General features: G+C 69.2%; 20 protein-coding genes. 3 read left to right on the top strand and 17 right to left on the bottom strand.

Annotation, left to right across the window (positions count from 1 at the left end):
• Nucleotides 1-2 precede the first annotated feature (2 nt).
• Nucleotides 3-596 (bottom strand): pentapeptide repeat-containing protein, encoded by a 594-nt coding sequence (locus tag YS110_12985; GenBank protein UJB65597.1) that lies wholly within the window; start codon nucleotides 594-596, stop codon nucleotides 3-5.
• Between the two features lie 80 nt (nucleotides 597-676).
• Nucleotides 677-2,566: a PQQ-dependent dehydrogenase, methanol/ethanol family gene (locus YS110_12980; protein ID UJB65596.1), complete on the bottom strand. Its 1,890-nt coding sequence runs from the start codon at nucleotides 2,564-2,566 to the stop codon at nucleotides 677-679.
• A 273-nt stretch (nucleotides 2,567-2,839) separates the two neighbouring features.
• Between YS110_12980 and pedF the strand changes: the two genes are divergently transcribed.
• Nucleotides 2,840-3,328: a cytochrome c-550 PedF gene (gene pedF, locus YS110_12975; GenBank protein ID UJB65595.1), complete on the top strand. Its 489-nt coding sequence runs from the start codon at nucleotides 2,840-2,842 to the stop codon at nucleotides 3,326-3,328.
• 76 nt (nucleotides 3,329-3,404) lie between these two features.
• Here pedF and YS110_12970 read toward each other — a convergent pair whose 3' ends face one another.
• From YS110_12970 to YS110_12905, 14 genes are all read right to left on the bottom strand, one after another.
• Complete coding sequence (locus YS110_12970) at nucleotides 3,405-4,346, bottom strand: quinoprotein relay system zinc metallohydrolase 1 (protein ID UJB67447.1); 942 nt, start codon at nucleotides 4,344-4,346, stop codon at nucleotides 3,405-3,407.
• Nucleotides 4,347-4,384: 38 nt separating this feature from the next.
• On the bottom strand, nucleotides 4,385-5,179 hold the full coding sequence (locus YS110_12965; protein ID UJB65594.1) for a quinoprotein dehydrogenase-associated SoxYZ-like carrier: 795 nt from the start codon (nucleotides 5,177-5,179) through the stop codon (nucleotides 4,385-4,387).
• A 51-nt stretch (nucleotides 5,180-5,230) separates the two neighbouring features.
• Nucleotides 5,231-5,806 carry a cytochrome b gene (locus tag YS110_12960; GenBank protein UJB65593.1) on the bottom strand — a complete coding sequence of 192 codons (576 nt, stop codon included), beginning with the start codon at nucleotides 5,804-5,806 and terminating at the stop codon, nucleotides 5,231-5,233.
• 34 nt (nucleotides 5,807-5,840) lie between these two features.
• The gene (locus tag YS110_12955; protein ID UJB65592.1) at nucleotides 5,841-7,847 is read right to left on the bottom strand and encodes a sigma-54-dependent Fis family transcriptional regulator; all 2,007 of its coding nucleotides are present in this window, start codon (nucleotides 7,845-7,847) and stop codon (nucleotides 5,841-5,843) included.
• 182 nt (nucleotides 7,848-8,029) lie between these two features.
• Complete coding sequence (locus YS110_12950; GenBank protein ID UJB65591.1) at nucleotides 8,030-8,560, bottom strand: hypothetical protein; 531 nt, start codon at nucleotides 8,558-8,560, stop codon at nucleotides 8,030-8,032.
• Between the two features lie 20 nt (nucleotides 8,561-8,580).
• Nucleotides 8,581-8,988 carry a pyridoxamine 5'-phosphate oxidase family protein gene (locus YS110_12945; GenBank protein UJB65590.1) on the bottom strand — a complete coding sequence of 136 codons (408 nt, stop codon included), beginning with the start codon at nucleotides 8,986-8,988 and terminating at the stop codon, nucleotides 8,581-8,583.
• A gap of 2 nt (nucleotides 8,989-8,990) precedes the next feature.
• Nucleotides 8,991-11,108: a TonB-dependent receptor gene (locus YS110_12940; protein UJB65589.1), complete on the bottom strand. Its 2,118-nt coding sequence runs from the start codon at nucleotides 11,106-11,108 to the stop codon at nucleotides 8,991-8,993.
• A 108-nt stretch (nucleotides 11,109-11,216) separates the two neighbouring features.
• On the bottom strand, nucleotides 11,217-12,743 hold the full coding sequence (locus YS110_12935; GenBank protein UJB65588.1) for an aldehyde dehydrogenase: 1,527 nt from the start codon (nucleotides 12,741-12,743) through the stop codon (nucleotides 11,217-11,219).
• 288 nt (nucleotides 12,744-13,031) lie between these two features.
• Nucleotides 13,032-13,940 carry an alpha/beta fold hydrolase gene (locus YS110_12930; GenBank protein UJB65587.1) on the bottom strand — a complete coding sequence of 303 codons (909 nt, stop codon included), beginning with the start codon at nucleotides 13,938-13,940 and terminating at the stop codon, nucleotides 13,032-13,034.
• Complete coding sequence (locus tag YS110_12925) at nucleotides 13,933-14,379, bottom strand: winged helix-turn-helix transcriptional regulator (protein UJB65586.1); 447 nt, start codon at nucleotides 14,377-14,379, stop codon at nucleotides 13,933-13,935. The genes YS110_12930 and YS110_12925 overlap by 8 nt, the downstream gene beginning before the upstream one ends.
• A gap of 356 nt (nucleotides 14,380-14,735) precedes the next feature.
• Nucleotides 14,736-15,674, bottom strand: coding sequence for a dicarboxylate transporter/tellurite-resistance protein TehA (tehA, locus tag YS110_12920; GenBank protein ID UJB65585.1), 939 nt, complete (start codon nucleotides 15,672-15,674; stop codon nucleotides 14,736-14,738).
• Between the two features lie 439 nt (nucleotides 15,675-16,113).
• Nucleotides 16,114-17,649, bottom strand: a complete 1,536-nt coding sequence (locus YS110_12915; GenBank protein UJB65584.1) for an AMP-binding protein — start codon at nucleotides 17,647-17,649, stop codon at nucleotides 16,114-16,116.
• Entirely contained in the window at nucleotides 17,646-18,602 is a 957-nt protein-coding gene (locus tag YS110_12910; GenBank protein ID UJB65583.1) for a LysR family transcriptional regulator, read from the bottom strand. Before YS110_12910 ends, YS110_12915 begins: the two co-directional genes overlap by 4 nt.
• Before the next feature lie 9 nt (nucleotides 18,603-18,611).
• Nucleotides 18,612-19,262 (bottom strand): Fic family protein, encoded by a 651-nt coding sequence (locus YS110_12905; GenBank protein ID UJB65582.1) that lies wholly within the window; start codon nucleotides 19,260-19,262, stop codon nucleotides 18,612-18,614.
• A 426-nt stretch (nucleotides 19,263-19,688) separates the two neighbouring features.
• Here YS110_12905 and YS110_12900 point away from each other — a divergent pair, with 426 nt between their 5' ends.
• Nucleotides 19,689-19,910, top strand: coding sequence for a hypothetical protein (locus YS110_12900; GenBank protein ID UJB65581.1), 222 nt, complete (start codon nucleotides 19,689-19,691; stop codon nucleotides 19,908-19,910).
• A 17-nt stretch (nucleotides 19,911-19,927) separates the two neighbouring features.
• Entirely contained in the window at nucleotides 19,928-20,914 is a 987-nt protein-coding gene (locus tag YS110_12895) for a hypothetical protein (protein ID UJB67446.1), read from the top strand.
• Nucleotides 20,915-20,993: 79 nt separating this feature from the next.
• Here the strand turns inward: YS110_12895 and YS110_12890 are convergent, their stop codons facing one another.
• Nucleotides 20,994-23,384, bottom strand: coding sequence for a TonB-dependent siderophore receptor (locus tag YS110_12890; GenBank protein UJB65580.1), 2,391 nt, complete (start codon nucleotides 23,382-23,384; stop codon nucleotides 20,994-20,996).
• Nucleotides 23,385-23,427 lie beyond the last annotated feature (43 nt).

Raw genomic sequence — 23,427 nt, 5'->3', positions numbered from 1 at the left:
GCTTATCTCCAATCGGCGCGGCAGCCCTTGCAGCCTTGCAGCTGGGACTCGGACACCAGGGTGTAGAGCACGTGGTTGCCTTCGAACACGGCGTTCGTCAGGTTGGTGGCGACGAACTTGGTCTCCTGCAGGTCGCTGGCGATGAAGCGCGTGCCGACGAACCAGGCGTGGTTCAGGCGCGCCATCTCCAGGCTGGCGCCGTCGAACACGGCGCCGGAGAAGTCCGAGCGCATCAGGCGCGCGCTCTCCAGGTCGGTGCCGATGAAGCGGGCGTTCTTGAAGTCGGCATTGGCCGCCGAGGCCTTGGACAGGCGCGCGCCGGTGAGGTTGGCGCCTTCCAGGTCGGCGGCCGAGAGGTTGGCGCCGCGCAGGTCGGCGCGCGTCAGGTCGGCGCCGCGCAGATCGGCACCGACCAGGTTCGCGCCCACCAGGCTGGCGTGGCGCAGGTCGGCGCCGGGGCAGCGCGTGTAGGGCCAGATGGGGCAGCCGTTGACGACCAGGGGTTCGTCCGGCGCGGCGGGCTGCGCCGGCGCGCTGCCGGCCCAGGCCAGGCAGGCCACCCCTGCCAGGGTGAAGCGGGTGAGAAGGTTCTTCATGGTGAGGGGGCGGCTGCGAGAGAGGTTCGTGGACCCCCCTCCTGCCGCTGGGCGGGCAGGAAGGGGAGCGGGGCGGCAGCTTATTGGGCTGCCATCTTCTGCGCCTTGGGCAGCTTGAACACCCACATGGAGCCGCCCTGCGAGACCTGCTTGGTCAGCTCGGCCATGTCGCCGCCCCACAGCGGCACGGCGCCGCCATAGCCGGACTGGATGGCCACGTACTGCTCGCCGTCCATCTCCCAGGTCACGGGCACCGAGACCACGCCCGAGCCGGTCTGGAACTTCCACAGCTCCTTGCCGTTCTTGGCGTCGAAGGCCTTCACGTAGCCGTCGGACGTGCCGGTGATGAGCAGGCCGCCGGCCGTGGTGAGCGTGCCCGCCCACAGCGGGAACTGCTCCTTGTGCTCCCACTCGATCTTGCCGGTCTGCGGGTTGATGGCGCGCAGCGTGCCCACGTGGTCGTCATGCAGCTTCTTGATGCGGAAGCCCTGGCCCAGGTAGGCCGCGCCGGGCTTGTAGGTGATGTGCTCGGACCAGTAGTCCATGGCCCAGTGGTTGGCCGGGATGTAGAACAGGCCCGTGTCGGGGCTGTAGCTCATCGGCATCCAGTTGGTGCCGCCGAGGAACGGCGGCGAGACGAAGATGCTCTCGCCCTTTTCCTCGCCCTCCTTGGGCTCGGGCGGGCGGTTGTTGTTCTCGATCGGCAGGCCGGTCTTGAGGTCGAACCCCTTGGCCCAGGTGATGCCATCGACGAACGGCCAGGCGTTGATGATGGCGGCCTGCTTCCAGGGGTGGCCGGTGTCGCTCTTGGCGAGCTTCTCGCGGTCGGTCACGAAGAAGAAGCCGTTGCGGTCGGCGTGGGCCGAGGCCTTGACGGTCTTGCCGGTCTTCTGGTCCTTGTAATCGAACAGCAGCACCGAGTTGTTGCCCGAGAAGTCCCAGGCGTCGTTGGGCGTGTGCGAGAAGAAGCCCTTGAGGTCGCCGGTCGTCGGGTCGATGTAGGCCTGGCCCGAGGTGTAGAGGCTGGGCCAGTTGCGCGGGTCGTCGCCCTTGGCGGTGCGCTTCCAGGTGTTCCAGGGCGCGGGGTTGCCGGTGCCGACGACGATGGTATTGGTCTCCACGTCGAACGACGGCGTCTGCCATGGCGCGCCGCCGCCCTGGCTCCAGGCCTCGGCCTTGCCGGTGGGGCTGTTCGGGTCGTTGGGCCAGCTCGGCGCCTTGGGGTCGCCCGTGGGCGTGCTGGGCTGGCCGTTCAGGCGGCCCACGTGGCCTTCGACCAGGGGGCGCGCCCAGACTTCCTTGCCGGTGTCGGGGTCGCGCGCATACAGGTAGCCGACCACGCCGAATTCGTCGCCCGAGGAGCCGTGCACCAGCAGCACCTTGCCGGTCTTCTGGTCCTTGATGATGAAGGGCGCGCCGGTCATGGTGTAGCCCACCTTGTGGTCGCCGAACTTCTCGTTCCACACCACCTTGCCGGTGGCGCGGTCCAGCGCCACGATGCGCGCGTCCAGCGTGCCGAAGTACACCTTGTCGCCATAGATGGCGGGGCCGCGGTTGACCACGTCGCAGCAGGGGCGGATGTCCTCGGGCAGGCGGTGCTCGTAGGTCCACAGGCGCTTGCCGCTGCGCGCGTCCAGCGCCACGAAGCGCGAGTACGAGGCGGTGACGTAGATCACGCCGTCGTGGATCAGCGCCTGCGCCTCCTGGCCGCGCTGCTTCTCGCCGCCGAAGGAGTAGCTCCACACCGGCACCAGGCCGGCGACGTTCTTGGTGGTCAGGGTCTTGGCCGGGCTGTAGCGCTGCGCCGTCAGGCCCAGGCCGTAGGTCAGCACGTCCGCCGTGCTCTTGTGGTCGTTGGCGATTTCTTCCCAGGTGACGGGCTTGACGTTGGCGGCCTGGGCCGTCAGCGCCAGGGCGGCGGCTGCGGCCAGGCTGCCCAGGCGCAGGTGCTTGGATACCGGTGAGGACATGGTGGTTGTCTCCTTGTGTTGTGGTGGATGAATCACGCCAGCAATGAGGCAAGAGGCGTGCCAAGAAGGTTTTGGCAGCAGTACGCCGGGGTTTGCCGCGTCTTGCGTTCAAATGTGGAGCGCAGCGCGCCGCCCGGCTGTTCATTTCAGGAGCAGCCGGGCACGCCCTGGCGCAAACTGGGACAGCGCGCGGCGCCGTGCCAGGGCACATGCGCGGTGGCATGCAAATTGCGCAAGCGGGTTCATCCCTTTTCCATAATCAGGAGACAACCCATGCAGCAATCTTTCTTCGTACCGGCACGGCGCGGCCTGCTGGCCCTGGCGCTGGCCTGCAGCGCCACCGCCGCCATGGCGCACGGCGACGTGGTGCCCCAGGCCGTGGACACCAGCACCCTGCCCCAGCTCGGCACGAAATGGCGCGAGTCCAACCCGTACAGCAGCGGCGAGGGGCACAAGGAGGCGCTGCGCATCGGCAGTTCGGCCTACAACCAGAACTGCGCGCGCTGCCATGGGCTGGAGGCCATCTCCGGCGGCATCGCGCCCGACCTGCGCAAGTTCGACGAGGAATGCGCCGGCTACGCCGACGCCGCCAAGGCCAAGGTGTGCTACCAGGAGATGGACGACTACTACGCCGGCACGGTGCGCCGCGGCCGCACGCGCGACGGGCGGGTGTACATGCCGCCCTTCGAGGGCACCTTGACGCAGGAGGCGATCTGGTCGATCCGCACCTACCTGGAGGATCGGCGGAACTCCGTGAAGTGATTGCTATGACCAGCAAAAATGGCTGCCAGCGCCCGTCCAGAAAGCGCTGGCAGCTATTGAATAAGGAGCAATCGCTTCACGGCACCGCCGGCTGCAGCGCCCGCCGCTCGTAGGCCGGATACCACTGCGCCAGGCTGCGGTGCAGCTCGGCGGGCTGCGCGGCCCAGCCGGCGAACCGTTCGGGTACGGGCATGCGCAGCAGCTCGCTCAGGTCCAGCCCCTGCTGCGCGCTGTCCTGCATCCAGCCCGTCAGCCAGCGCAGCCAGTCGCGCGTCTGGGCGATGCCTTGCAGCCCCTGGTCCACCGGCCCGTGGCTGGGCACGAGCTGCTTGAATTGCCCCTGGCGCTGCCATTGCGCGAGCAGGTCCAGGGTGTGCAGCCATTGCGCCGGATCGGCGTGCGGCGTGGTCGGCACGCGGTCGGCGAACACCAGGCCCCCGGCGAACAGCACGCCGGTACTGTGGTCGAGCAGCACCAGGTCGTCCCCGGTGTGGCCCTGCAGGCGGCGCAGCTCCAGGCGGTGATTGCCCAGCGTGAAGCTGCCGGGCTCCAGCGCCTGGCGCGCCGGGGTGGCTTGCGTGCCCCGCATCCAGCCGCCGCACAGGCGGTACAGGTTGTCTGCATAGCTCTCGCCCTCGGCCTGCATGCCGGCGATGCTGCCGGCCAGGGCCTGCGTTGGCACGCCGTCCCACGCCTGGTTGCCGAAGAAATAGTCGGGGTGCAGGTTGAGGTTGAGCACCCTGCGCACCGGCTGCGGCGTGACGGCGGCAAGGGTTGCGGCTATGGCGCGGCGCTGCTGCTCGCCATACAGGCGCGAGGGTCCGGTGTTGATGACGATGACGCCATCGCCCGTGGCGATGAACGCGGTGTTGATGATGTTGCAGCCGTTGGCGGGCAGGAAGTCGGCCACCGCGCCTTCGATCACCCAGGTGCCGGGGGCGATCTGGCGTGGCTGCAGGCGGTAGTCCAGGCGGGCGGTGTCGGGCGCCGTCCCCGTGGGCTGCGCCATAGCAGGCATGCAGCAGGCCAGCGCGATGAAAAGGGTATTCAGTGTCTTCATGCCCGCACCTCGGCATCGATGCGGTTGCCGTTGTTGTCCTGGCCGAGCAGGCGGAACGCCTTCGGCCCTTGCAGCGGCATCTCGACGGTGAGCAGGGGGTTTTCCGACACCGGCTCGTGCAATTGCATGCGCCACCAGGGCTGCTGCGCGGCGTCCTGCAGTTCGAGCTGCTCGATGTACAGCGCGGGCACGCCGGCCACCAGGCCGGTGTCCATGGGGTGCATGATCTGCACGCGCAGGCGCCGCGTGCCGTCGGCGAGGTTGCCGAAGAAGCGCGCATGCACCTGGTTCAGCGTCTTGCTCCACGAACCGTCGGCGCGCGTCACGCCGGGCACCGTGCACCCGCCGCCCGCGGCCTGCGCCATGGCCCCGCCCGCGTGCCAATGCCCGTCGCGCGTCTGCACCAGGCAGCGCACCGGCGAGGCCTGCTCCAGCCGGATGCGCAGCGCCAGCAGGGGCAGGGCCTGCAGCGGCTCGAACGCCAGGACTTCGCGGATCGGGTTGCGGTCGGCGATGACGAGCATGCGCGCGATGCCTCCGCCGACTGCCTGCAGCGCCCGGGCGTCGATCTGCAGCGGCACGTTGAGCGCGTCGTCGGCGAACGCGGGCGTGCGCACCAGCACCGCGTCGGTGAAGCGCAAGGGGGCGTCCTGGGTGTATTTCCGGCGCAGGTCCGGCCATTGTGGCGAGCCCAGCGGGTCGCTCCCCGCGGGGTCTTGCGTGGCAGCGCGCGCGGCGTGGGCCGCCATGCCCCACAAGCCCGCCAGCAGCACATTGCGGCGTTTTGCCATGGTTGATTCTCCGGTGGTGTCGCGGCGTATGGAACACATGCCGCGCAGGTGTCACGAAAAGTGTTGCACTGTGGAACAGGTGTTGCGCGCACAGCGCCGCGGCCAGCGCATGCGCTGCAGCAGGGCGTCCTTCACGATGCACTGGTGGTACAGGAAGGCCAGCACATGCAGTGCCACGAGCAGCACCAGCGCGGCGGCGGCCCACTGGTGCACGTTGCTGAACAGCTCCTTGGCGCCGTCCCAGCGGCTGGCCATCTTGGGCAGCGGCATGCCGAAGAAGCGGATGGGATAGCCGGAAAACACCGAGCCGAAGAACCCCGACCAGGGCAGCACCAGCATCAGCGCGTACAGCAGCCGGTGGGCGCCCGCGGCCAGCGCCTGCAGGGCGCGTGCCCCGGGCGGCGGCGCCACGCGCGGGCGCAGCAGCGCCCAGGCCAGGCGCACGGCGATGAGCAGGCACAGCACCATGCCCCATGACTTGTGCACGTTGAACCACGCCGCGCGCAGGCCGCTGCCGTCCTTGGGCAGTCCGGTCATCCACAGGCCCAGGGCGATCTGCCCCACGATCAGCACGGCCATGAGCCAGTGCAGGAAAACGGAAAAACGGTCGTAGCGGGGCTGCTGCATGGGAAACCTCCTGGGCGGCCCATGTACGGGGCCATCAATCAAGCAGATCGGGCGGCAGCAGGTTCTTCTTGCGGTAGATGGTGTTGCGCGAAACGCCCAGCGCCTTGGCCGCTGCCGACACATTGCCCTTGTGCAGTCGCAACATCTGTGCCATGGCGTTGAGGGTCACGTCGTGCAGGCTGTGGCCGTCCTCGCCCAGGTCGTCGGTGGACAGCGGCGGCGCGCCCACGCTGGGCACCAGGGGCAGCTCCGGCGCGGGCAGCGGCATGGCCAGGGGGTGCATGGGCGCACGCAGCTCGTCGAGGAAATCGTCGGGCAGATGCTCCAGGCGGATGGTGCAGTCCTCGTCCATCATCACGCAGGCCGTGCGCAGCAGGTTGTGCAGCTGGCGCACGTTGCCCGGCCAGTGGTAGGCCTGCAGCAGTTCCATCACCTGCGGGGCGATGGCGATGTGCGCGTTGCCTTCGAGCGCATGAAGCACCTTCTTCACCACGGCCCCGAAGTCGCTGCGCTCGCGCAGCGCGGGCAGGCGCACGACCAGGCCGTTGAGGCGGTAGTACAGGTCTTCGCGGAAGTCGCCGCGCGCGATCAGCTCCTTGAGGTTCTTGTGCGTGGCGCTGATGACGGTCACATCCACCTCCACCTCCTTGCCCGCGCCCAGGGGGCTCACCTTGCGCTCCTGCAGCACGCGCAGCAGCCGCGCCTGCAGGTGCTTGGGCATGTCGCCGATCTCGTCGAGGAACAGCGTGCCGCCGTGGGCCTGCAGGATCTTGCCGGACGCGCCTTTCTTGCGCGCGCCGGTGAAGGCCCCTTCCTCGTAGCCGAACAGCTCGGCCTCGATCAGCGTGTCGGGGATCGAGGCGCAGTTGACGGCCACGAAGGGCTGGCGCGCGCGCGCCGAGTCGTTGTGCATGGCCTGCGCCAGCAGGTCCTTGCCTGTGCCGGTCTCGCCCAGGATCATCACGGGGATGTCGCGGTCCACCACCTTGCGCAGCTTGGCGATGATGGCCGACAGCTGCGCATCGCCCGTGTCGAGGTACTGCAGCGACGACAGTTGCCCCTTGGGCACCGGGGCGATGCGCACTGGCGGCGTGCCGGCCTCGGCCAGGGGCGAGACGATGGGCGTGGCCCAGGGGCTGGCAGGCTTGACCTCGGTGCGGCACCAGACGGACACGCCGTTGTGCAGGCACAGCTGGTGCGGCGTGGCGGCGCTGCCGGCAAACAGCTCGAACAGCGCCGACATCGGCAGGTTGAACAGCGACGAGAAGGTGTGCGCCTGCAGCGCGCCGAACGACATGCCGAGCTGGAACTGCGCGCTGCGGTTGGCCGAGAGAAAGCGCCCTTCGGGCGTGAAGGCGGCGATGCCCTCGACCAGCGTGCCCAGGAATTCGGGGCGCGCGTGGAAATGCAGGCGCACCGCCTTCGGGAAGCTGCTCGCGAACATGTGGTTCTCGATCATCTGCGCCGACATGCGCACCAGCGCCAGCGTGTGCTGGTGGTAGCTGCGGTGGTCGCCCGTCACGTCCAGCGCGCCGACGATCTCCCCGTAGGGGTCGAGGATGGGCGCGCACGAGCAGGTCAGCGCATGGTTGGTGCGCATGAAATGCTGGTCGCCATGCACGGTGATGGCCTGTTGCGCCGTGAGGGCCGTGCCGATGGCGTTCGTGCCCTTGGTCTTCTCGCTCCAGTCCATGCCGGGCACCAGCGCCACCTCGCTGGCCTTTTCCAGGAAATCGCTGTCGCCCATGGAGTGCAGCACCATGCCCTGGGCCGAGGTCAGCAGCACCATGCTGTGGGTGTTGGCGATCTGCCCGCGCAGCGTTTCCATCACCGGCACGGCATGCTGGAACAGGAAACGGTTCTCCTCCAGGGAGTCCTTCAGGTGGCCGATGCCGAGGCTGGTGAAGTCGGGCTCGTCATCGGTGGAGACGCCAAACGCGAGCGAGCGCTGGTTTGCCTCGTCGATGACGGCGATGGCGTCCGGTGGCGGCGGCGGTGTCTGCACGGCCATGTCGGATGGCCGGGTCGGCATGGTGCCCATGAAAGTCTCCTGGGTATGGAAATACGTGTTTCCATCTTCTTTATGGTCCCTGGCGCACGGCCTGCGTGCGCAGGGGTGTGGTCGTCTGCTCCGGGGATTGTCCGAACGGTACCGGTGTTTGACAACCTGCAGGCTGCGCAAGGGTTATTTGCAGCAAAAAGTGTGCCGCTGTCGCGGCGGCCTCAGGCGGCCTTGAGGCGCACGATGCGGGCCTGGCAGTTGGCATAGGCCTGCTCCACGTGTGCCTCCACCAGGCGATGGCCCACGGGGCACGCGAAGCCCGGCAGCGCACCTGGCGCCGCCAGCTGCAGCGTGCCGTTGACGCGCAGGCGCGCGCGGCGCGCGAAGTCCACGAACACCATGCCTGCCTTGCCGTCGCCCTGCGCCACGGCCTGCCAGAGCCTGGCGCCGGCCGCCTCGCCGAGCAGGAAGTAGAAGGTCTGCGCGTCTCCGAACGCCACCAGCGGGTAGGTGCCCTGGGCCGTCGCCACGCAGGCCAGCATCTGCGTGAAGACGGCGCCGTCGGGCTCGCGCACGCTGGCGAAGAAGAACGGCTGGCTGGCCATGAAGCGGGCGTTGCCCGCGCTCAGGTGGCTGGCCACCGTGCCCTGCATCTCGCGCGCCTGCGCCTGCACGCCGAAGCGCGCGTGCGCCGCGCGTTCGCCCGCATGGAAGATGCCGGGGCCGTCGGGGTCTTCGAGGACGATGCGCATGGCGGCTCCTTGCATGCAGGTCAAGCGATAACCAGGTGCGGCAGCCCGGCCACCGGCGCGCGCAGCACGCGGCAGTCCGCCACGGCGATGGTGCGCGGCGCCGTGGGCCAGTCCGGGTCGGGCCCGGCCAGCGCGGCGCGCCCCTGCACCAGCACGGTGGACTGCCGCGCGAAATCGACGAACAGCAGGGCCAGCGCGGGGTGTTCCAGCAGGTTGCCGATGGTGTTGAACAGGTTGTTGCCCGGGTAGTCCGGAAAGACCAGCCGCGTGCCGCCCTCCACGCGCAGCAGCGGCTCGGCGCCGCCCTCGGTCTGGCGCCCGCGGTACGAGCAGTCGCAGTCGCCCGCCGCGTTGGCCGAGCCCAGCAGGAAGAACGGCTGGGCCTCCAGCCAGGGCTGGAGGGCGCGCAGGTCTTCGGCGGGCGCCATGGTCAGAACTGGTAGGAGGCGCTCAGGCCCGCCATCCACTGCCGCCCCGGTGCAGCCTCGTAGTAGCGGCCGTTGCTCTCGTTGACGATGACCGAGCCCACGTACTGCTTGTCCGCCAGGTTGTCGATGCGCGCGAAGACATCGAGCTTCCAGGGCCCCCATTGCCGGGTGTAGCCCGCGCTCAGGCCCAGCACGCCATAGCCCGGGGCTTCGACGCTGTTGCTGTCGTTGGCGGCGATGGCGCCGACGTGGCGCCAGTCCGCGCCCACGCGCCAGTCGGCGTGGGGGCGCCAGTCGAGCCCGAGCGCGGCCTGGGTGCGGGCCGTGCCGGCGATGCGCTTGCCCGCAGCGATGCAGCCGCCCTTGCTGTCGCAAAAGCCGTCGCGCAACGTGGCGTCGAGCACGGTGAGCGCCGCGTTCAACTGCCACTGGCGCGCCAGCTGCAGGTTCGCGCCCAGCTCCACGCCCTGGCGCCGCGTGCGCCCGGCGTTGCGGTAGGTGGCGCGCCCGCCGGTGTTGTCGGCGGCGACGATCTCGTTGTCCGTATCGGTATGGAACAGCGCCGCCGACCACTGGCCGCGCAGCAGCTCGCCCGCCAGGCGCTGGCGCAGGCCCAGCTCCAGGCTGGTGGAGGTGGCTGCCTGCAGGCCGAAGTTCAGGCCCGGCAGGCCGCCGGGGCGGTAGGACAGCTCGTTGAACGTGGGCGTTTCCATGCCGCCGCCAGCCGAGGCATAGACGTGGGTGCGTTCGTCCAGCGCGCGCTGCACCGACAGCATGGGCAGCCAGCGGCGAAAGCGCGTGTCGCCGCTGTCGTTGCCGTTGGTGGGGGTGACGTAGCGGTCGTCGGAGTCCACCTTCACGTTGCTCCAGCGCAGCCCGGCGTCGAGCTTCCACTGCGGCGCGAAGGCCCAGCTCGCCTGCAGGTAGGGGTCGGCGTTGCCGAGGGTGTTGCGTTCGTCGCGGCGCAGCGCGCCTTTCACGCCGAGCTGGCTGCCCAGGAAGTTGTTGTAGCCCTGGCGGTCTTCCTTGACCACGTTGGCGGACAGGCCCAGCACCAGGCTCAGGGGGCGGCCGCCTGCCTGGGTGTCGTGGGCCCAGCGCAGATCCATGCCGCCGTAGTCGCGCGCCATGTCGATCACGCCGCCGGCGCTGGTGGGCGGGGTTTGCGACGCCACCGGGGTGGACTGGTACTGGGTGATGCGGCGCTGCCCGGCATAGACCATGAGGCGCAGCGCATTGCTGCCGTCCACGCGCACGTCGTAGCCCAGCCCGGCCTGGGCCTGGCGCATGCTCTTGCGCATGTTGAAGTCCAGCGGCCCCTTGGCGACGAAGCGCGGGTTGGCGGCCCACTCGGCGGGTGTGGCGCCGCCGGGGTCCTGCGCGGTGACTTCCACGTGGTTGGCCACCAGCATCAGGTGGCTGTCCGGGCCGGGGTCGGTGTCCAGGCGGGCGTTGAACAGGTTCTTGTCGGCGGCGCTTTGCGGGCGGTAGCCATCGGTCAGGAAGCGGCTGGCGCTGAGCACGTAGCCCACGCCCTGGCGCTCGCCCTGCGCCTTGAGGCCCAGGCGCTTCTGCCCGTTGCTGCCCATGGCGAAGCTGCCGTCGATGCGCGGGCTGCCCTCGCCGCGCGCGGTGTAGGCGTTGATGACGCCGCCCGAGGCGTTGCCGTACAGCGTGGAGTAGGGCCCGCGCAGCACCTCGATGCGCTCGACCGATTGCAGGTCGATGTTGTTCGCCTGGCCCTGGCCGTCGGGCATGGTGGAGGGGATGCCGTCCACCAGGATCTGCACGCCGCGCACGCCGAACATGGAGCGCGCGCCGTGGCCGCGAATCGACAACTGCAGGTCCTGCGCGTAGTTCTGGCGGTTCTGCAGCAGCAGCCCGGGCGTGGCGGACAGCGCTTCCGAGAGGTTGACCTGCCACTGGCGGTCGCGCAGCCGGTCGCCATCGACCAGGGTGACCGAGGCCGGGGCGTAGTCCAGCGGCGATTGCACCAGGGTGCTGCGCACGGTGACATCGGGCAGGGCCGGAGCCTGCACCTGCACCTGTGCCTGCGCCGCCTGGGCCAGGGCCAGCAGGCCGCCGCAGGCTGCGAACGACATCAGGGGGACGGCATGCATGGAGGCTCCTTGCACGAGAAAAAGGAAGTGGGCATAGGGGAAGGCAGGGCGCGGCCAGGCCGCGCCCTGTGCAGGCATCCGGCCCGGCTGCGCGGGCCGGGCGGGGGCTTAGAAGAAGCCCAGCGCCTTGGGGCTGTAGCTCACCAGCAGGTTCTTGGTCTGCTGGTAGTTGGACAGCGCCGACTTGTGGTTCTCGCGCCCGATGCCCGACTTCTTGTAGCCGCCGAAGGCCGCGTGCGCGGGGTACAGGTGGTAGCAGTTGGTCCACACGCGCCCGGCCTTGACGGCACGGCCCATCTGGTAGGCCGTGGTGCCGTTGCGGCTCCACACGCCGGCGCCCAGGCCGTACTCGCTGTCGTTGGCGATGCGGATGGCGTCCTCCATCGTCTTGAAGGTGGTGACCGAGGCCACGGGGCCGAAGATTTCTTCCTGGAACACGCGCATGTCGTTCTGGCCGAACAGCAGCGTGGGCTTGATGAAGAAGCCGTCGTCGATGTCCCCGCCCTGGCGGTTGCGCTCGCCGCCCGTGAGGCACTGCGCGCCCTCCTGGCGGCCCACGTCGATGTAGCCCAGGATGCGTTCGAGCTGCGCCTGCGAGACCTGCGCGCCGACCATGGTGGTCTTGTCCAGCGGGTGGCCCTGCTTCATCGACTGCACGCGCTTGACGGCGCGCTCGATGAAGCGGTCATAGATGGACTCCTGGATCAGGATGCGCGACGGGCAGGTGCAGACCTCGCCCTGGTTCAGCGCGAACATCGAGAAGCCCTCCATCACCTTGTCGAGGAACTCGTCGTCCTGCTCCATCACGTCGGCGAAGAAGATGTTGGGGCTCTTGCCGCCCAGCTCCACCGTGGAGGGAATCAGGTTGTCGGCGGCGGCGTGCAGGATGCGCTGGCCCACAGCCGTGGATCCGGTGAAGGCGATCTTCGTGATGCGCTTGCTGGTCGCCAGCGCCTCGCCCGCTTCCTTGCCGAAGCCGTTGACCACGTTGACCACGCCGGGCGGCAGCAGGTCGGCGATCAGCTCCATCAGCACCATGATCGAGGCGGGCGTCTGCTCGGCGGGCTTCATCACCACGCAGCAGCCGGCGGCCAGCGCGGGCGGCAGCTTCCACGAAGCCATGAGCAGCGGGAAGTTCCACGGAATGATCTGCCCGACCACGCCGATGGGCTCATGGAAGTGGTAGGCCACGGTGCTGGCGTCGATCTCGGAGATGCCGCCTTCCTGCGCGCGGATGCAGCCCGCGAAGTAGCGGAAGTGGTCGATGGCCAGCGGAATGTCGGCCGCCATGGTCTCGCGCAGCGGCTTGCCGTTGTCGATGGTCTCGGCAATCGCCAGCAGCTCCAGGTTCTGCTCCATGCGGTCGGCGATCTTCAGCAGGATGTTGGCGCGCTCCGTCACCGAGGTGTGGGCCCACTTGTCCTGCGCGGCATGGGCGGCGTCCAGGGCCAGGTTCACGTCGTTGGCGTCGGACTGGGCCACCTTGCAGAACGCCTTGCCGGTAATGGGCGAGACGTTGTCGAAATAGCGCCCCGCCAGCGGCGCGACCCACTTGCCGCCGATGAAGTTGTCGTACTGCTGCTTGTAGGGGTAGGCGATGTCGAGGTTGAAGCGCTTGAGTTCAAACATGTCCATGGAAGTCTCCTTGAGGATGGTGCCGGGGCCGGTGGGGCTGGCTGGGCAAGGAGTAATCAAGCTTCGTGCCAGCCCTGGCGCACAGGGGGCAGGCGCCGAAAAAGGGCGCGGCACGGGGTGCGGTGTTGCAGGCCATGGCGCCGGGTGTTCCAGATTGGGCCAGTGGTGTGCAGGCTTGTGACACTGCGGCCGCTGGGGGTATGGTTGCTCTTCTTTTGAGAGCTGCTTGCGCTTTGTGGGCGGGCGCTGGAGGCTGTTTTTCCTCCTATTTTCGTGCCCGCATGCGTCTCACGCGCACCCCTGCATCGCCGCGCCGATCAGCGGCCACAGCGCCTGGTGCGACGGGCGGAACCAGTGGATGTGCCCGATGGCGCGCAGCCCGTGGTCGGCGGGGCGCACGGCCAGGCTGCTGCGCGGGGCGGCGGGCCAGGTGCGCAGCAGGTCCTGCACCGTGGCCGGGGTGACGAGGTCGTCGTCGGTGGCGTAGAGCACGGTGACGGGGGTGCGCACCTGGGCGTGAAAGTCCTGCGCCGGCTGGCCGCGCACGGCGTTGGTGGCGTAGCCGCCCGCGGCGCACCACTGGCCCCACTGGCGCGCCACGGCGGCGGGCAGGTTCTCGCCCAGGCCGATGCGCGAGGTGGGCGCGTAGCCCAGCCAGCGCGAGGCCAGCGGCATCAGCACGCGCAGGCCCAGCCGGGCCTTGAGCGCGAAGGCCAGGCGCATGCCGCCGAACCAGCCGCTGGAGGCCGCCACGCCCACCAGGCGCGCCACCTGCGCGTGGTTGGGCAGCAGGCCCAGCATCTGCCCGCCCGCGCTGTGGCCCACCAGGATGGCCTGCGCGGCCTGGCAGCGCGCCAGCAGCCACTGCAGCGCCGCCACCTGGTCGCGCTGGCCCCAGTCCACGAGCCGGGCGTCGCACCGCGCCAGCGGCCCGTGCAGCGACTGGCCGATGCCCCGGTAGTCGAACACCAGCACGTCGTAGCCCTCGCGCGCCAGCCAGTCGGCGAAGTGCCAGTAGAACTGCTGGCGCACACCCGTGGCCGGGGACAGGAGCACCGGCAGCGGCCGCGCGGCTGCGCCCGGGGCCGCGTGGAAGAAGTGGCCGCGCAGGCGCACGCCGTCGGCGCAGGGAATGTCCACCGGCTCGGGCGCGGGCTGGGCGGCGGCGCGGGCCGTGGTGGCGGGGATGTCAGTCATGGGGGTCTCCGAGGGTTTGCACATGCTCCAGCCAGCGCGCCACGGTGTGCAGCTCGGCGTCGGTGAAGCCTGCGGTCAGGCGTTGGTTGATGCATTGCGTGGCGGTGCGCAGGCCGGGCAGTTGCGCCTGGCCGGCGGGCAGCAGCCACAGCTGCAGCGTGCGGGCGTCGTGCGGGCTGGGGCGGCGCGCCACCCAGCCCAGCGCCTCCATGCGCTGCGCCAGGCCCGAGGCGGCCGAGGGCGCCAGGTCCAGCGCCTCGGCCAGTTGGCCCATGGCCACGCCGTCGCTGCGCGCGAGCACGAACAGCACGCCGGCCTGCGCCGGGGTGGGCGGGCGCGCGCCCGACAGCGCGGCGCGCTCCTGCTGCGCGGCGATCCATTGCTGCAGGCGGCGCTGGGCGCTGCCCAGCAGGTACACGAGACGGGGCGGGTGGGCCATGGCACGGGTTATTTATTTCGCGTGCGAAATAATAAGGCCGGGCACCACGGTGGATGTCCCGGCTGGGACAGGTGCTATTGAAAGAGAAGCTGTCAGCGCTTTCTAGACAAGCGCTGGAGCCTGATTTGGTTAGGAGCCTGTCAGGCATGGCCCTGCGCCGCCGCCTGGAGCTGCCAGGCAAGGCGCGCGCGGCCGTGTGGCGGGCCGCACAACGAACTGAACTACGTCAAGACCCATAACCACCAGATTTCGCAGCGGGTGTTCAACCACATCTCACCCGTTCCGGCGTTGAAAGACTGGCAGGCGAAACTTCGGCAGTGACGCGGGGGACTGACGACCAAACTGGCCATCCTCGCTCAGCGCAGAAATCGCCCGTTCACGACGAGTGCGGCCGTCTTGATCGTGAGGTAGCCGATGAAGGCGTTGGCGCACACGAAAATGGGGAGAGCCAGGACACGCGCTGAGTCGACCCCGTTGATGGCGAGCTTCAGTGCACAGATCGTGGTGGCCGCGATACCAAAGGTATACGACCAGTAGGACATCGCGAACGGCTGCTCGCCCAGCCAGACCCGCATCCGCAGACCCAGCAACAGCTGGAACAGCCCGTAGCCCCATAGCATCAACAGCCAGGGTTCGTGGGAGCCCGGCAACAGCATCAGGCAGGCCATACCGCACACCACGGGCGGAGCGAACTGAATGCCAACCAGCGGACGCTGCGGCGCAGGCAGGGGTTCGGGGCCGAGCATGCGATGGATCATGAGCGATTCGAGCGCAAGCCACGAGAACACTCCCGTCCCGAGGAAGAGCCATCCCCACGACGCCAGCCCGAGTGCGCCCAGCAGGGCAGCACTGGTGAAATTGCCCGCCACCGTCGGCAGATACGCTGTGGGTACCGTGTCTTGGTGGCTGCGCCCGCCGCGCCACACCGTGCCCGTATGCCACAGCGAAAAAAACAGGTGCCCCGCCAGGGCAACGGCGGCCAGGCACTCGGCGGCGGTGCGCGAATACGGCAACACCGCCATGGCGATGAGCATGGTGGCGATGGCCATGAGGGCGGGCGTGCTGCCTTGCACTGGATGCCCGGCTTCGGCTCGCACGGCCTGGGGATGCCGCAATGCCTGGCTCAGATAGGTCATCAGCAGAGCTGCCCAGATCAGCGTGGCCAATAGCAGTACGCCTTCGCCGATTTGTTCCGGCACCTTCCATAGAACGGCTGCGGCTCGCCACGCCTGCCCCATGCCCGCAAGTCCAAGGATCATGCCGAAATAAGATGCGGGAAGACGCGCTGCTGGCATGGATTGACCGATCCGGCGATTGTGGATTTGACCGACGTTTCTCACGAGATGGCACGTGTGAAATTCAGGAGCAGCCAAAATTATCCCTATATATTGATTCGGCCCCATGAAGTTTTAAGCGGCATACCGAACACGGCGATCTTGGAAGTGGCTCGTGACGCGCCGCGGGGCGCCATGAGCGTCGACATGTGTTCGTTGGCAGCTTCACGCAAACGGGCCTTGGTTCTGATCGGAACGCGCTTGCCCATCTCGCGCTTGATTTCCGCATTGGGCTTCTCCTCGGGATTCTGTCGCTGGGCAGGTAAAACAACTCGACTGCTTCATGGCGCTGAGCCCCCACGTCCGCCGGGCCTAATGGCGGCTCAGCCTCCCTGCTCGAATAGGTCAAGGGTGCGCCGCACGGTGGGGAAGCTCAGCCCCGCCATCGCCACGATCTGCATCACCTGGAATCCTGCGCGTCCGCCAGCCCGGCGCGCAGCGCGGTCTTGAGCACCTTGCCGTAGCTGTTCTTGGGCAGCGCCGCCACCCAGTGGTAGTGGCGCGGGCGCTTGAAGCGGGCCATCTGCGCCAGGCACCAGGCGTCGAGGGCGGCGCTGTCGGGCGCCGCGCCTGCGCGGGCGACGACGAAGGCCACGGGCACCTCGCCCCATTCGGCGTCGGGCTGGCCGATCACGGCCACCTCGGAGACGGCGGGGTGCGCCAGCAGCACCTCCTCCACCTCGCGCGGGTAGATGTTGGAGCCGCCGGAGATGACCAGGTCCTTGGAGCGGTCCTTGAGCGTGAGGAAACCGTCCGCGTCCAGGCAGCCCGTGTCGCCGGTGTGCAGCCAGCCGCCCTGCAGCGCCTGCGCGCTGGCCTCGGGGTTGTTCCAGTAGCCGGGCATCACGGTCTCGCCGCGCACCGCCACCTCTCCGACCTCGCCCACGGGCAGCGGCGCGCCGGCGGCGTCCACCACGCGCACCTCCACCAGCGACTGGGCCACGCCCACCGAGGCGATGCGCTGCAGCCAGCGCGGGTGCGCCTGGTCCACCAAGTGCGTGCGCGCCAGGGCGGTGATGGTCATGGGGCTCTCGCCCTGGCCGTAGATCTGCACCAGGCAGGGCCCGAGCGTGGCCAGGGCGCGCTGCAGGTCGTCCACATACATCGGACCGCCGCCGTAGACGATGGTCTTGAAGCCGGAGGCATCGGCCATGCCGTCCCCGGCCTCCACATGGTCCACCAGGCGCTTGACCATGGTGGGGGCGGCGAACAGCACCAGCCGCCCCACGTGCCGGGCCAGGTCCAGCAGCTCGGCGGGCTCGAACCCGCCCGAGGCCGGCACCACGTGCCGCGCGCCGCGCAGGACGTGGGCGAAGTTGTACAGCCCGGCGCCGTGCGACATGGGCGCGGCGTAGACCATGGCGTCGCGCGCATCCACGTCGTCCACATCGGTGAAGTAGCAGGCCGTCATGGCCAGCAGGTTGCGGTGGGTCTGCATCACGCCCTTGGGCCGGCCCGTGGTGCCCGAGGTGTAGAACAGCGAGGCCAGGTCGTCCGGCACGCGCTCCTGCACCGGCAGGGGGGCCTGGCGCAGGGCCTGCTCGTAGGCGGGCGCGCCCAGCACCAGTACCTGCGTGCCGGGCGGCGCCACCGGCGTGGCGGCGGGCGCGAGTTCGGGCGAGACCAGCAGCAGCGCCGCGCCGCTGTCGCGCAGCACGTACTCCAGCTCGCGCGCGTGCAGCTTGTAGTTCACGGGCACGGTGACGGCACCGGCCCAGTACACGGCGTGCAGGGCCTCCAGGTACTCGCGCACGTTGGCAGCGTAGAGCGCCACGCGGTCGCCGGGGCCGATGCCCTGCTGGCGCAGGTGCCCGGCCAGCGCGGCGGCGCGCGCGCCGAGCTGCGCGTACGTCAGCCAGGGCTGCGCGCCCACCAGCAGCGCCGGTCGGTCGGGGTACAGGGTGGCGCTGCGCTGCAGCAGGCGGGCGATGTTCATGGGGCGGACTCCTGTTCGGTGGCGTGCGCGTCCTGCAGGCATTGCACGAAGGCCTGTGCCGCGCGGCTCGGCGCGGGCGAGCGCCGCACCAGGCTGACGAAGCGGCAGTGGTAGTGCAGCCGCTGCGGGTGCACGGCCTGCATGCGGCCCTGGCGCTCGAAGGCCTCGGCGTAGTGGTCGGGCAGAAAGCCCAGGAAGCGCCCCGACAGCACCAGCGTGGCGATGGATTCCTGGTCGAAGCCGGTGGCGCTGCGCGTGAGCTGCGCCTGGTGGCTCAGTTCCATGTTGGGCGAGTGGTAGCCCAGGCCCGCGAACGGGTAGGCGCGCAGCGCATCCCAGTCGAGCGCGGCGTGCTGTGCTCCGAACAGCGGGTGGCCCGCGCCGCAGTACAGCAGCATGGTCTCGCCGAACAGGTCGGCGTAGACCAGGCTCTGCGAGCTGCGGTGCGCCGGGATGATGCCCACCTGGTAGCTGCCGTCGATCACGCCGCGCTCGATGGCGTTGATCGAGCCCACGTGCAACTGCAGCTGCACATGCGGCGCCTGGGCCGCGAAGGCGGCGATGGCGTCGCCGATGCGCGCGGCCGGGTTGCTGGCCGTCTTGTCGAACACCGCCACGGCGAGCTGCCCGCCCATGCGCGCGTGGATGTCGTCGATGCTGCCGAGAAAGCCGCGCACCGAGGCCAGCAGGCGCAGCGTCTCCTCGTACACGCGCTGCCCCTCGGGCGTGAGCGCGAAGCCCGCGCGGCCGCGGCGGCACAGCGTCATGCCCAGGCGTGTTTCCAGGTCCTTCACGTGGCGGCTCACGGTGCTGGTGCCGATGTTCAGCTCCAGCTCGGCCGCCGCCATGCCGCCGCACTCGACCACGGCCTTGAAGACCTGCAGCAGGCGCAGGTCCATGTCGGAGAGCTGGCCGAGCACGGCGCGCTGGCGCGGGGCGGGGGAGGGTGCCATGGGAAACGGTCAGCGGCTGGATTCGGAATCGTCCATCGGGCGCAGCCCGCTGGAGACCAACTCCAGCAGCAGCCGGTGATCGGCGCGGCGCACGCAGTCGATGGATGCGCGGATGTAGCTGTTGCCGACTTCAGGGTCGTCGCGCAGGGCGGTGCCGTAGTCGATGGGGCCATAGCCGTTGGCCATGGCAATCAGGTCGAAGAACAGGCGGGTGATGCGGCCGTTGAGTTCGTAGAACGGATGCAGCGCGATCAGTTCGCTTTGGTAGTGCGCCAGGCGCTGGGCGAAGCGTTCGCGGGGCCACTGGCCTGCTCCCTGCAGGAACGACTCAGCCTCCAGGGCGGCGAAGATGCGCCGGGATTCAACCTCCAGGTAGGCAGCGCGGCAGAACAGCGAACCGCCCTTGAGCATGTCTTCGGCACGGTAGCGGCCCGCCCATGTGTACAGCGACTCATAGGTACGCCGGTGCAGGGACCGGAAATACGCCTCGTCGAACCGTGTGCCAGGCGTCAGTTCCGTGACGAAGGTGGCATAGGCCTGCTCCAGCAGCCGGGCTTCGATCTCGTGCAGCAGTACGGCATCCTCGATGCCGAGCCGGTTGACGGGCAGCTCCGTGCCCGGCAGGTAGATGTCACTTTGCCGGTACTGATACTTGGACACGCCGTTGCTCCATCAGCGCCTGGGCCTGCACCTGGATGTGCGGCGGGGGCGCACAGCGGTAGCCCTCGATGCGCATGGAGATTCGCACTGTCTGGGCGAGTTGCTGCTGTAGCCGGGGAGTGAGTTGCATGGTGAGGTGCTGGCAAGTGTCGCTTGCACGAACCGGCAGGCAAGCCTGGATGTCCGTTGCGCCGGAAGATTATCGCCGGACGCGGCGAATGCAGGGCATGGGCTGCCACAACCGCCCGCGCACTGTTCCGGCATGGACGCGCCGCTGTTGCAGGACGGCGCACTGGCGCACCCGCCGCCACGCGGGCCGCCTCTGTGCGCAGGCGTGGCGGCGCGCTGGCACGCGAGTTGCGGTGGCCCTGGCGTGCCCGGGGTGCTTCACCCCGCCCATGGTTTCACGCGAAAGGTTGTCTTCGTATGGTCAGTTCCCTTCCTCCTTCTTCCGCGCCGTGCTGGCAAAGCCTGGCCACCGGCGGGATGCAGCGTTTGCAGACCCCGCTGCTGGCGGCGCAGCTGCTGGCCAAGCGGGTCGAGCGCTCCACCGACCCGATCCCGGCGAAGGCGGCGGAAATCCGCGCCTTCTTCGTCAAGTACGAGCGCCTGCTGGCGGACGAGATCGCCCAGCTGGCCCGCCTTTGATCCAGGAGAACACCATGATGAACCAATTGATGCGCGTGCAGGACGCCGCCCAGTGGATCCGCGAGGGCCGCCCCCTGGCGATCGCCGGGGCCGAGGCGGTGCTGCGCCAGTTGCCCGCCGGCCCCTGGATCGGCGGCACCATTCCCTACCTCTCGGCCCAGGGCCGGGCCACGATCGTGACCGAGGGCAGCGTCTTCGTCACCGACCTGTCGCAGGCGGGCGAGGTCACGCTGGCCTGCTATGGCGCCGATGCGCTGGCGGGTATCACCGCCGCCACGGCGGACAACGGCTTCGCGCTCGCCATCCTGCCCGCCGGCAGCAACGCCCACGCGCGCTTCGCCCGCGAGGCCGACGGCTACCCCGACGCGTTCTCCAAGCCCATCGTCGGCTGGGTGGCGGGCGTGCACCTGGGCGAGCTGGGGCGCGCCACGCCCAAGGTGTTCGACGGGCGCAGCGGCCAGGCCTACGAGGACGCCGCCGTGGTGGCCCACGTGCGCGTGCCCGACGACCAGCTGGTCACCGTGGAGATCGTCAACATCTTCGAACCTGACGCGGGCGAGGTGCTGCGCTTCGACACCCTGGGCTTCGAGGTGGGGGACTGCAGTGTGGACGGGCGCAGCGTCAACCTGGCGCAGTACCTGCAGGAGCGCGGCGCGGCCGACGGCAAGCTGCCGCTGGTGGGGGATTTCGCGGGCGCGCACGTCAACGTGTCGTTCCAGCACATCGACGTGGCGGCGGGCAAGGTCACGCTGTACGCGCCCGTGTTCCCGGGGGTGGACTACCGCCTGGCGCGCCCGGTGGCGCACTACGCCCAGGCGTTCCGCGAGCGGCTCGCCGGATTCGACGCCACGGGCGTGGTGTTCTCCTGCAACTGCATCCTGAACTTCGTCTTCGGCGAACTGGAGAACCAGGCCCTGGGCGGGGGGGTGGAGGGGCCGTTCACCTTCGGCGAGATCGGCTACCAGCTCCTCAACCAGACCATGGTGGTGGTGCGGCTGCAGTGAGGGGCCGCAGCCTTGGAGTGGCGCGAGGGCCTGCCGGCGCCGGACCAGGTTGCCGCGCTGCTTTTTTGGAGCAATCCCGTCAGAAGCTCGCGTTCAGCGCCAGCAGCGCGCTGCGCGGCCGCCCGTAAACCTCGGTGGAGCCCCACGAGTCTCCATAGCCGATGCTCGCGTAGTAGACCTTGTCGAAGACATTGTTGATGTCGAGCTTGATGCTGACGTTCTTCGTCAGGCGGTAGCTGGCCGACAGATCGACGATGGCGCGCGCGCCCTGCTGGTTGCGCGTCACGTTGCCATAGGTGTTCTTCACGTCCCAGTACATCTTGCTCTGCCAGTTGATGCGCCCGCCCAGGGTCAGCCGGTTCAGCGCGCCGGGCAGGGTGTATTGCGTGCTCAGTTTGAAGAGCGTGGTGGGCGACGTGGTGTCGAGCCGCTGGCCGATGTTGGCCGGATCGGCATCCTTGCGGAAGCGTGTTTCCGACCAGGTCAGGCCGGCCCCGACCTGCCAGTGGGGCGCCAGAGCGCCTTGCAGTTCGATGTCCACCCCTTCGGTGCGGACCAGGCCAGCGGCGGCATAGCAGGGCTGGGGCGCAATGGTGCAGGCACTCTGGTCGCTCAGGTAGGCCGGCCGGTTGCCTTCGTCGCTGCGGAACAGTGCGGCGCTGCCGTTCAGCGCGCCGCCCAGGTATTCGCCCTTCACCCCGATCTCATAGGTTTTGCCGCTTCGGGGCGGAAGAACGCTGCCGCTCTGGTCGCGCAAATTCTGCGGCATGAAGATGTCGCTGTAGCTCACGTAGGCTGAATGCGGGTCTGCAAACTTCCACGTCAGCCCGGCGTACTTCGTCAAGTGCGCGTTCAGCTTGAAGGGATCTCCGCCCCAGGGGTCTTCCTTGTCGTACCAGTCCAGCCGTGCCCCCAGAAGCAGATCCAGCGTGCCGGTCATGCTGAACTTGCCTGCGGAGTACAGGCTGTCCTGCTTGTCGCGGGCCGTGGGGTAGTGGGTCAGCCAGGGGCTCGCGGGGCTGGTGTCGGGCCGGGGCGCCACATGGTTCCAGGTTGCCAGATTGACGCCGCTGGTGATCGGGTCGTCCCAGCCCGCGAACCACTCATCGGAACTCCTGCTCTGGCGGTTGACCGTGGCACCGAGCAGCAGATCATGCTGGCGCCCGAACCACGACACCGGGCCAGACAGCTTGAGGTCGAGCGCAGTCTGCCTGCGCGGCGTCTGGGCGGCGTACCACACGTGCCCGTAGCCGCCGGCGCCGGGCGTGTTGACCAGCCAGGTGGCGAGCATGTCGTAGCTGCGCCGCACGTGGGCGCCGTTGGCGTTCAGCTTCCAGCCTGCGCCGAAATCGTGTGCCAGGCTGACATAGAGCGTGTCGGCCTTGTTCTTGTCGTATTCCCAGTCCGCGCCGCCGAAGGTCGAGCGCGGCAGGCCGAGGTGGTGTCCTTCGTAGCTCGCCGGCAGCCCGCCCCAGCTCCGGTTCCTGTTGGAATACACCTGGGAATAGCCGATGTTGAGGGTGGTGCGCTCTGCCAGATCGACATCGACCGTGGCATAGCCCAGGTGCTTGTCGTTGAAGGCGAGGTCGTAGTAGTCGCCCGCTTTCTGGACATAAGCGACCACGCGGCCGCGTATGCGTCCGTCTTCCGTCAGGGGGCCGCTCACGTCGGCCATCAGCCGGTAGTCGTCCCAACTGCCGGCACTGGTGGAGCCCTTGGCCTGCCAGGTGCTGGTGGGCCGCTTGCGGACCATGTTGACGGCGGCCGACGGATCGCCCCCGCCCGACACCAGGCCCGTGGCACCCCGCACCACCTCCACCCGGTCCTGCATGGCCAGGTTGCCGAGCGTGTCTTCGTCCCCGACGTATTCGCTCTTGATGCCGTCTTGCATGATGCCGCCGACGTTATAGCCGCGCGATATGAGGGAGGGGCGGGCGTCGTTGGTACTCAGTTGCAGCCCCGGCGTCGCCTTGGCGATATCGAGCATATCCACCAGGTTATCGGCCTCGATGCGGGCGCTGCTCAGCACCGTCACCGACTGCGGCGTCTCGCGCATGGTCAGTGGCAGGTGGGTGGCGCTGGACATCGTGCGGGTGGTGAAGGAGCCGCTGCCTTCGGTGGTGCCGCTACGCTCGGCCTCGGCCGTGATCTGCACCTCGGGCAGCGTGGCGGCGGAAGCCGCGCGCTCCACCAACAGCGTCGTGCCCTCGATGCGTGCCGCGAGGCCGCTGCCCTGCAGCAGCCGCCGCGCCGCATCCTGCGCCGCCATGCTGCCGCGCACCGCGCCCGCCGGGCGGCCCTGCACCAGCGCGGGCGGCGCCAGCAGCTGCAGCCCGGCCTGGCGCGCGAGCTGGGCCAGCGCTGCGTCGAGCGGCTGGGCCGGGATGTCAAAGTCCGCCGCCGTGGCGGCGGCGCCCGCCAGCGCCAGGACGGCGGCGGCGATGAGGTGTTTGCGGTGAAGAGAGGTCATGTCGTCGGTTCCCTTGGAATGGCTTCAAAGGGTTGATACGAAC

It is taken from the genome of Acidovorax sp. YS12 (assembly GCA_021496925.1).
Taxonomy (GTDB): domain Bacteria; phylum Pseudomonadota; class Gammaproteobacteria; order Burkholderiales; family Burkholderiaceae_C; genus Paenacidovorax.
Note: the sequence above shows the minus strand (reverse complement) of the source record. Positions and strands in the feature narration are given on the sequence as shown.

Coding starts and splice junctions, on each gene's coding strand:
- pedF (UJB65595.1), top strand. CDS start 2,840: ATGCAGCAATCTTTCTTCGTACCGGCACGGCGCGGCCTGCTGGCCCTG.
- YS110_12980 (UJB65596.1), bottom strand. CDS start 2,566: ATGTCCTCACCGGTATCCAAGCACCTGCGCCTGGGCAGCCTGGCCGCA.
- YS110_12900 (UJB65581.1), top strand. CDS start 19,689: ATGGTCAGTTCCCTTCCTCCTTCTTCCGCGCCGTGCTGGCAAAGCCTG.
- YS110_12940 (UJB65589.1), bottom strand. CDS start 11,108: ATGCATGCCGTCCCCCTGATGTCGTTCGCAGCCTGCGGCGGCCTGCTG.
- YS110_12890 (UJB65580.1), bottom strand. CDS start 23,384: ATGACCTCTCTTCACCGCAAACACCTCATCGCCGCCGCCGTCCTGGCG.
- YS110_12925 (UJB65586.1), bottom strand. CDS start 14,379: ATGGCCCACCCGCCCCGTCTCGTGTACCTGCTGGGCAGCGCCCAGCGC.
- YS110_12910 (UJB65583.1), bottom strand. CDS start 18,602: ATGGCACCCTCCCCCGCCCCGCGCCAGCGCGCCGTGCTCGGCCAGCTC.
- YS110_12930 (UJB65587.1), bottom strand. CDS start 13,940: ATGACTGACATCCCCGCCACCACGGCCCGCGCCGCCGCCCAGCCCGCG.
- YS110_12955 (UJB65592.1), bottom strand. CDS start 7,847: ATGGGCACCATGCCGACCCGGCCATCCGACATGGCCGTGCAGACACCG.
- YS110_12965 (UJB65594.1), bottom strand. CDS start 5,179: ATGGCAAAACGCCGCAATGTGCTGCTGGCGGGCTTGTGGGGCATGGCG.
- YS110_12915 (UJB65584.1), bottom strand. CDS start 17,649: ATGAACATCGCCCGCCTGCTGCAGCGCAGCGCCACCCTGTACCCCGAC.
- YS110_12985 (UJB65597.1), bottom strand. CDS start 596: ATGAAGAACCTTCTCACCCGCTTCACCCTGGCAGGGGTGGCCTGCCTG.
- YS110_12970 (UJB67447.1), bottom strand. CDS start 4,346: ATGCCTGCTATGGCGCAGCCCACGGGGACGGCGCCCGACACCGCCCGC.
- YS110_12945 (UJB65590.1), bottom strand. CDS start 8,988: ATGGCGCCCGCCGAAGACCTGCGCGCCCTCCAGCCCTGGCTGGAGGCC.
- YS110_12960 (UJB65593.1), bottom strand. CDS start 5,806: ATGCAGCAGCCCCGCTACGACCGTTTTTCCGTTTTCCTGCACTGGCTC.
- tehA (UJB65585.1), bottom strand. CDS start 15,674: ATGCCAGCAGCGCGTCTTCCCGCATCTTATTTCGGCATGATCCTTGGA.
- YS110_12935 (UJB65588.1), bottom strand. CDS start 12,743: ATGGACATGTTTGAACTCAAGCGCTTCAACCTCGACATCGCCTACCCC.
- YS110_12895 (UJB67446.1), top strand. CDS start 19,928: ATGAACCAATTGATGCGCGTGCAGGACGCCGCCCAGTGGATCCGCGAG.
- YS110_12950 (UJB65591.1), bottom strand. CDS start 8,560: ATGCGCATCGTCCTCGAAGACCCCGACGGCCCCGGCATCTTCCATGCG.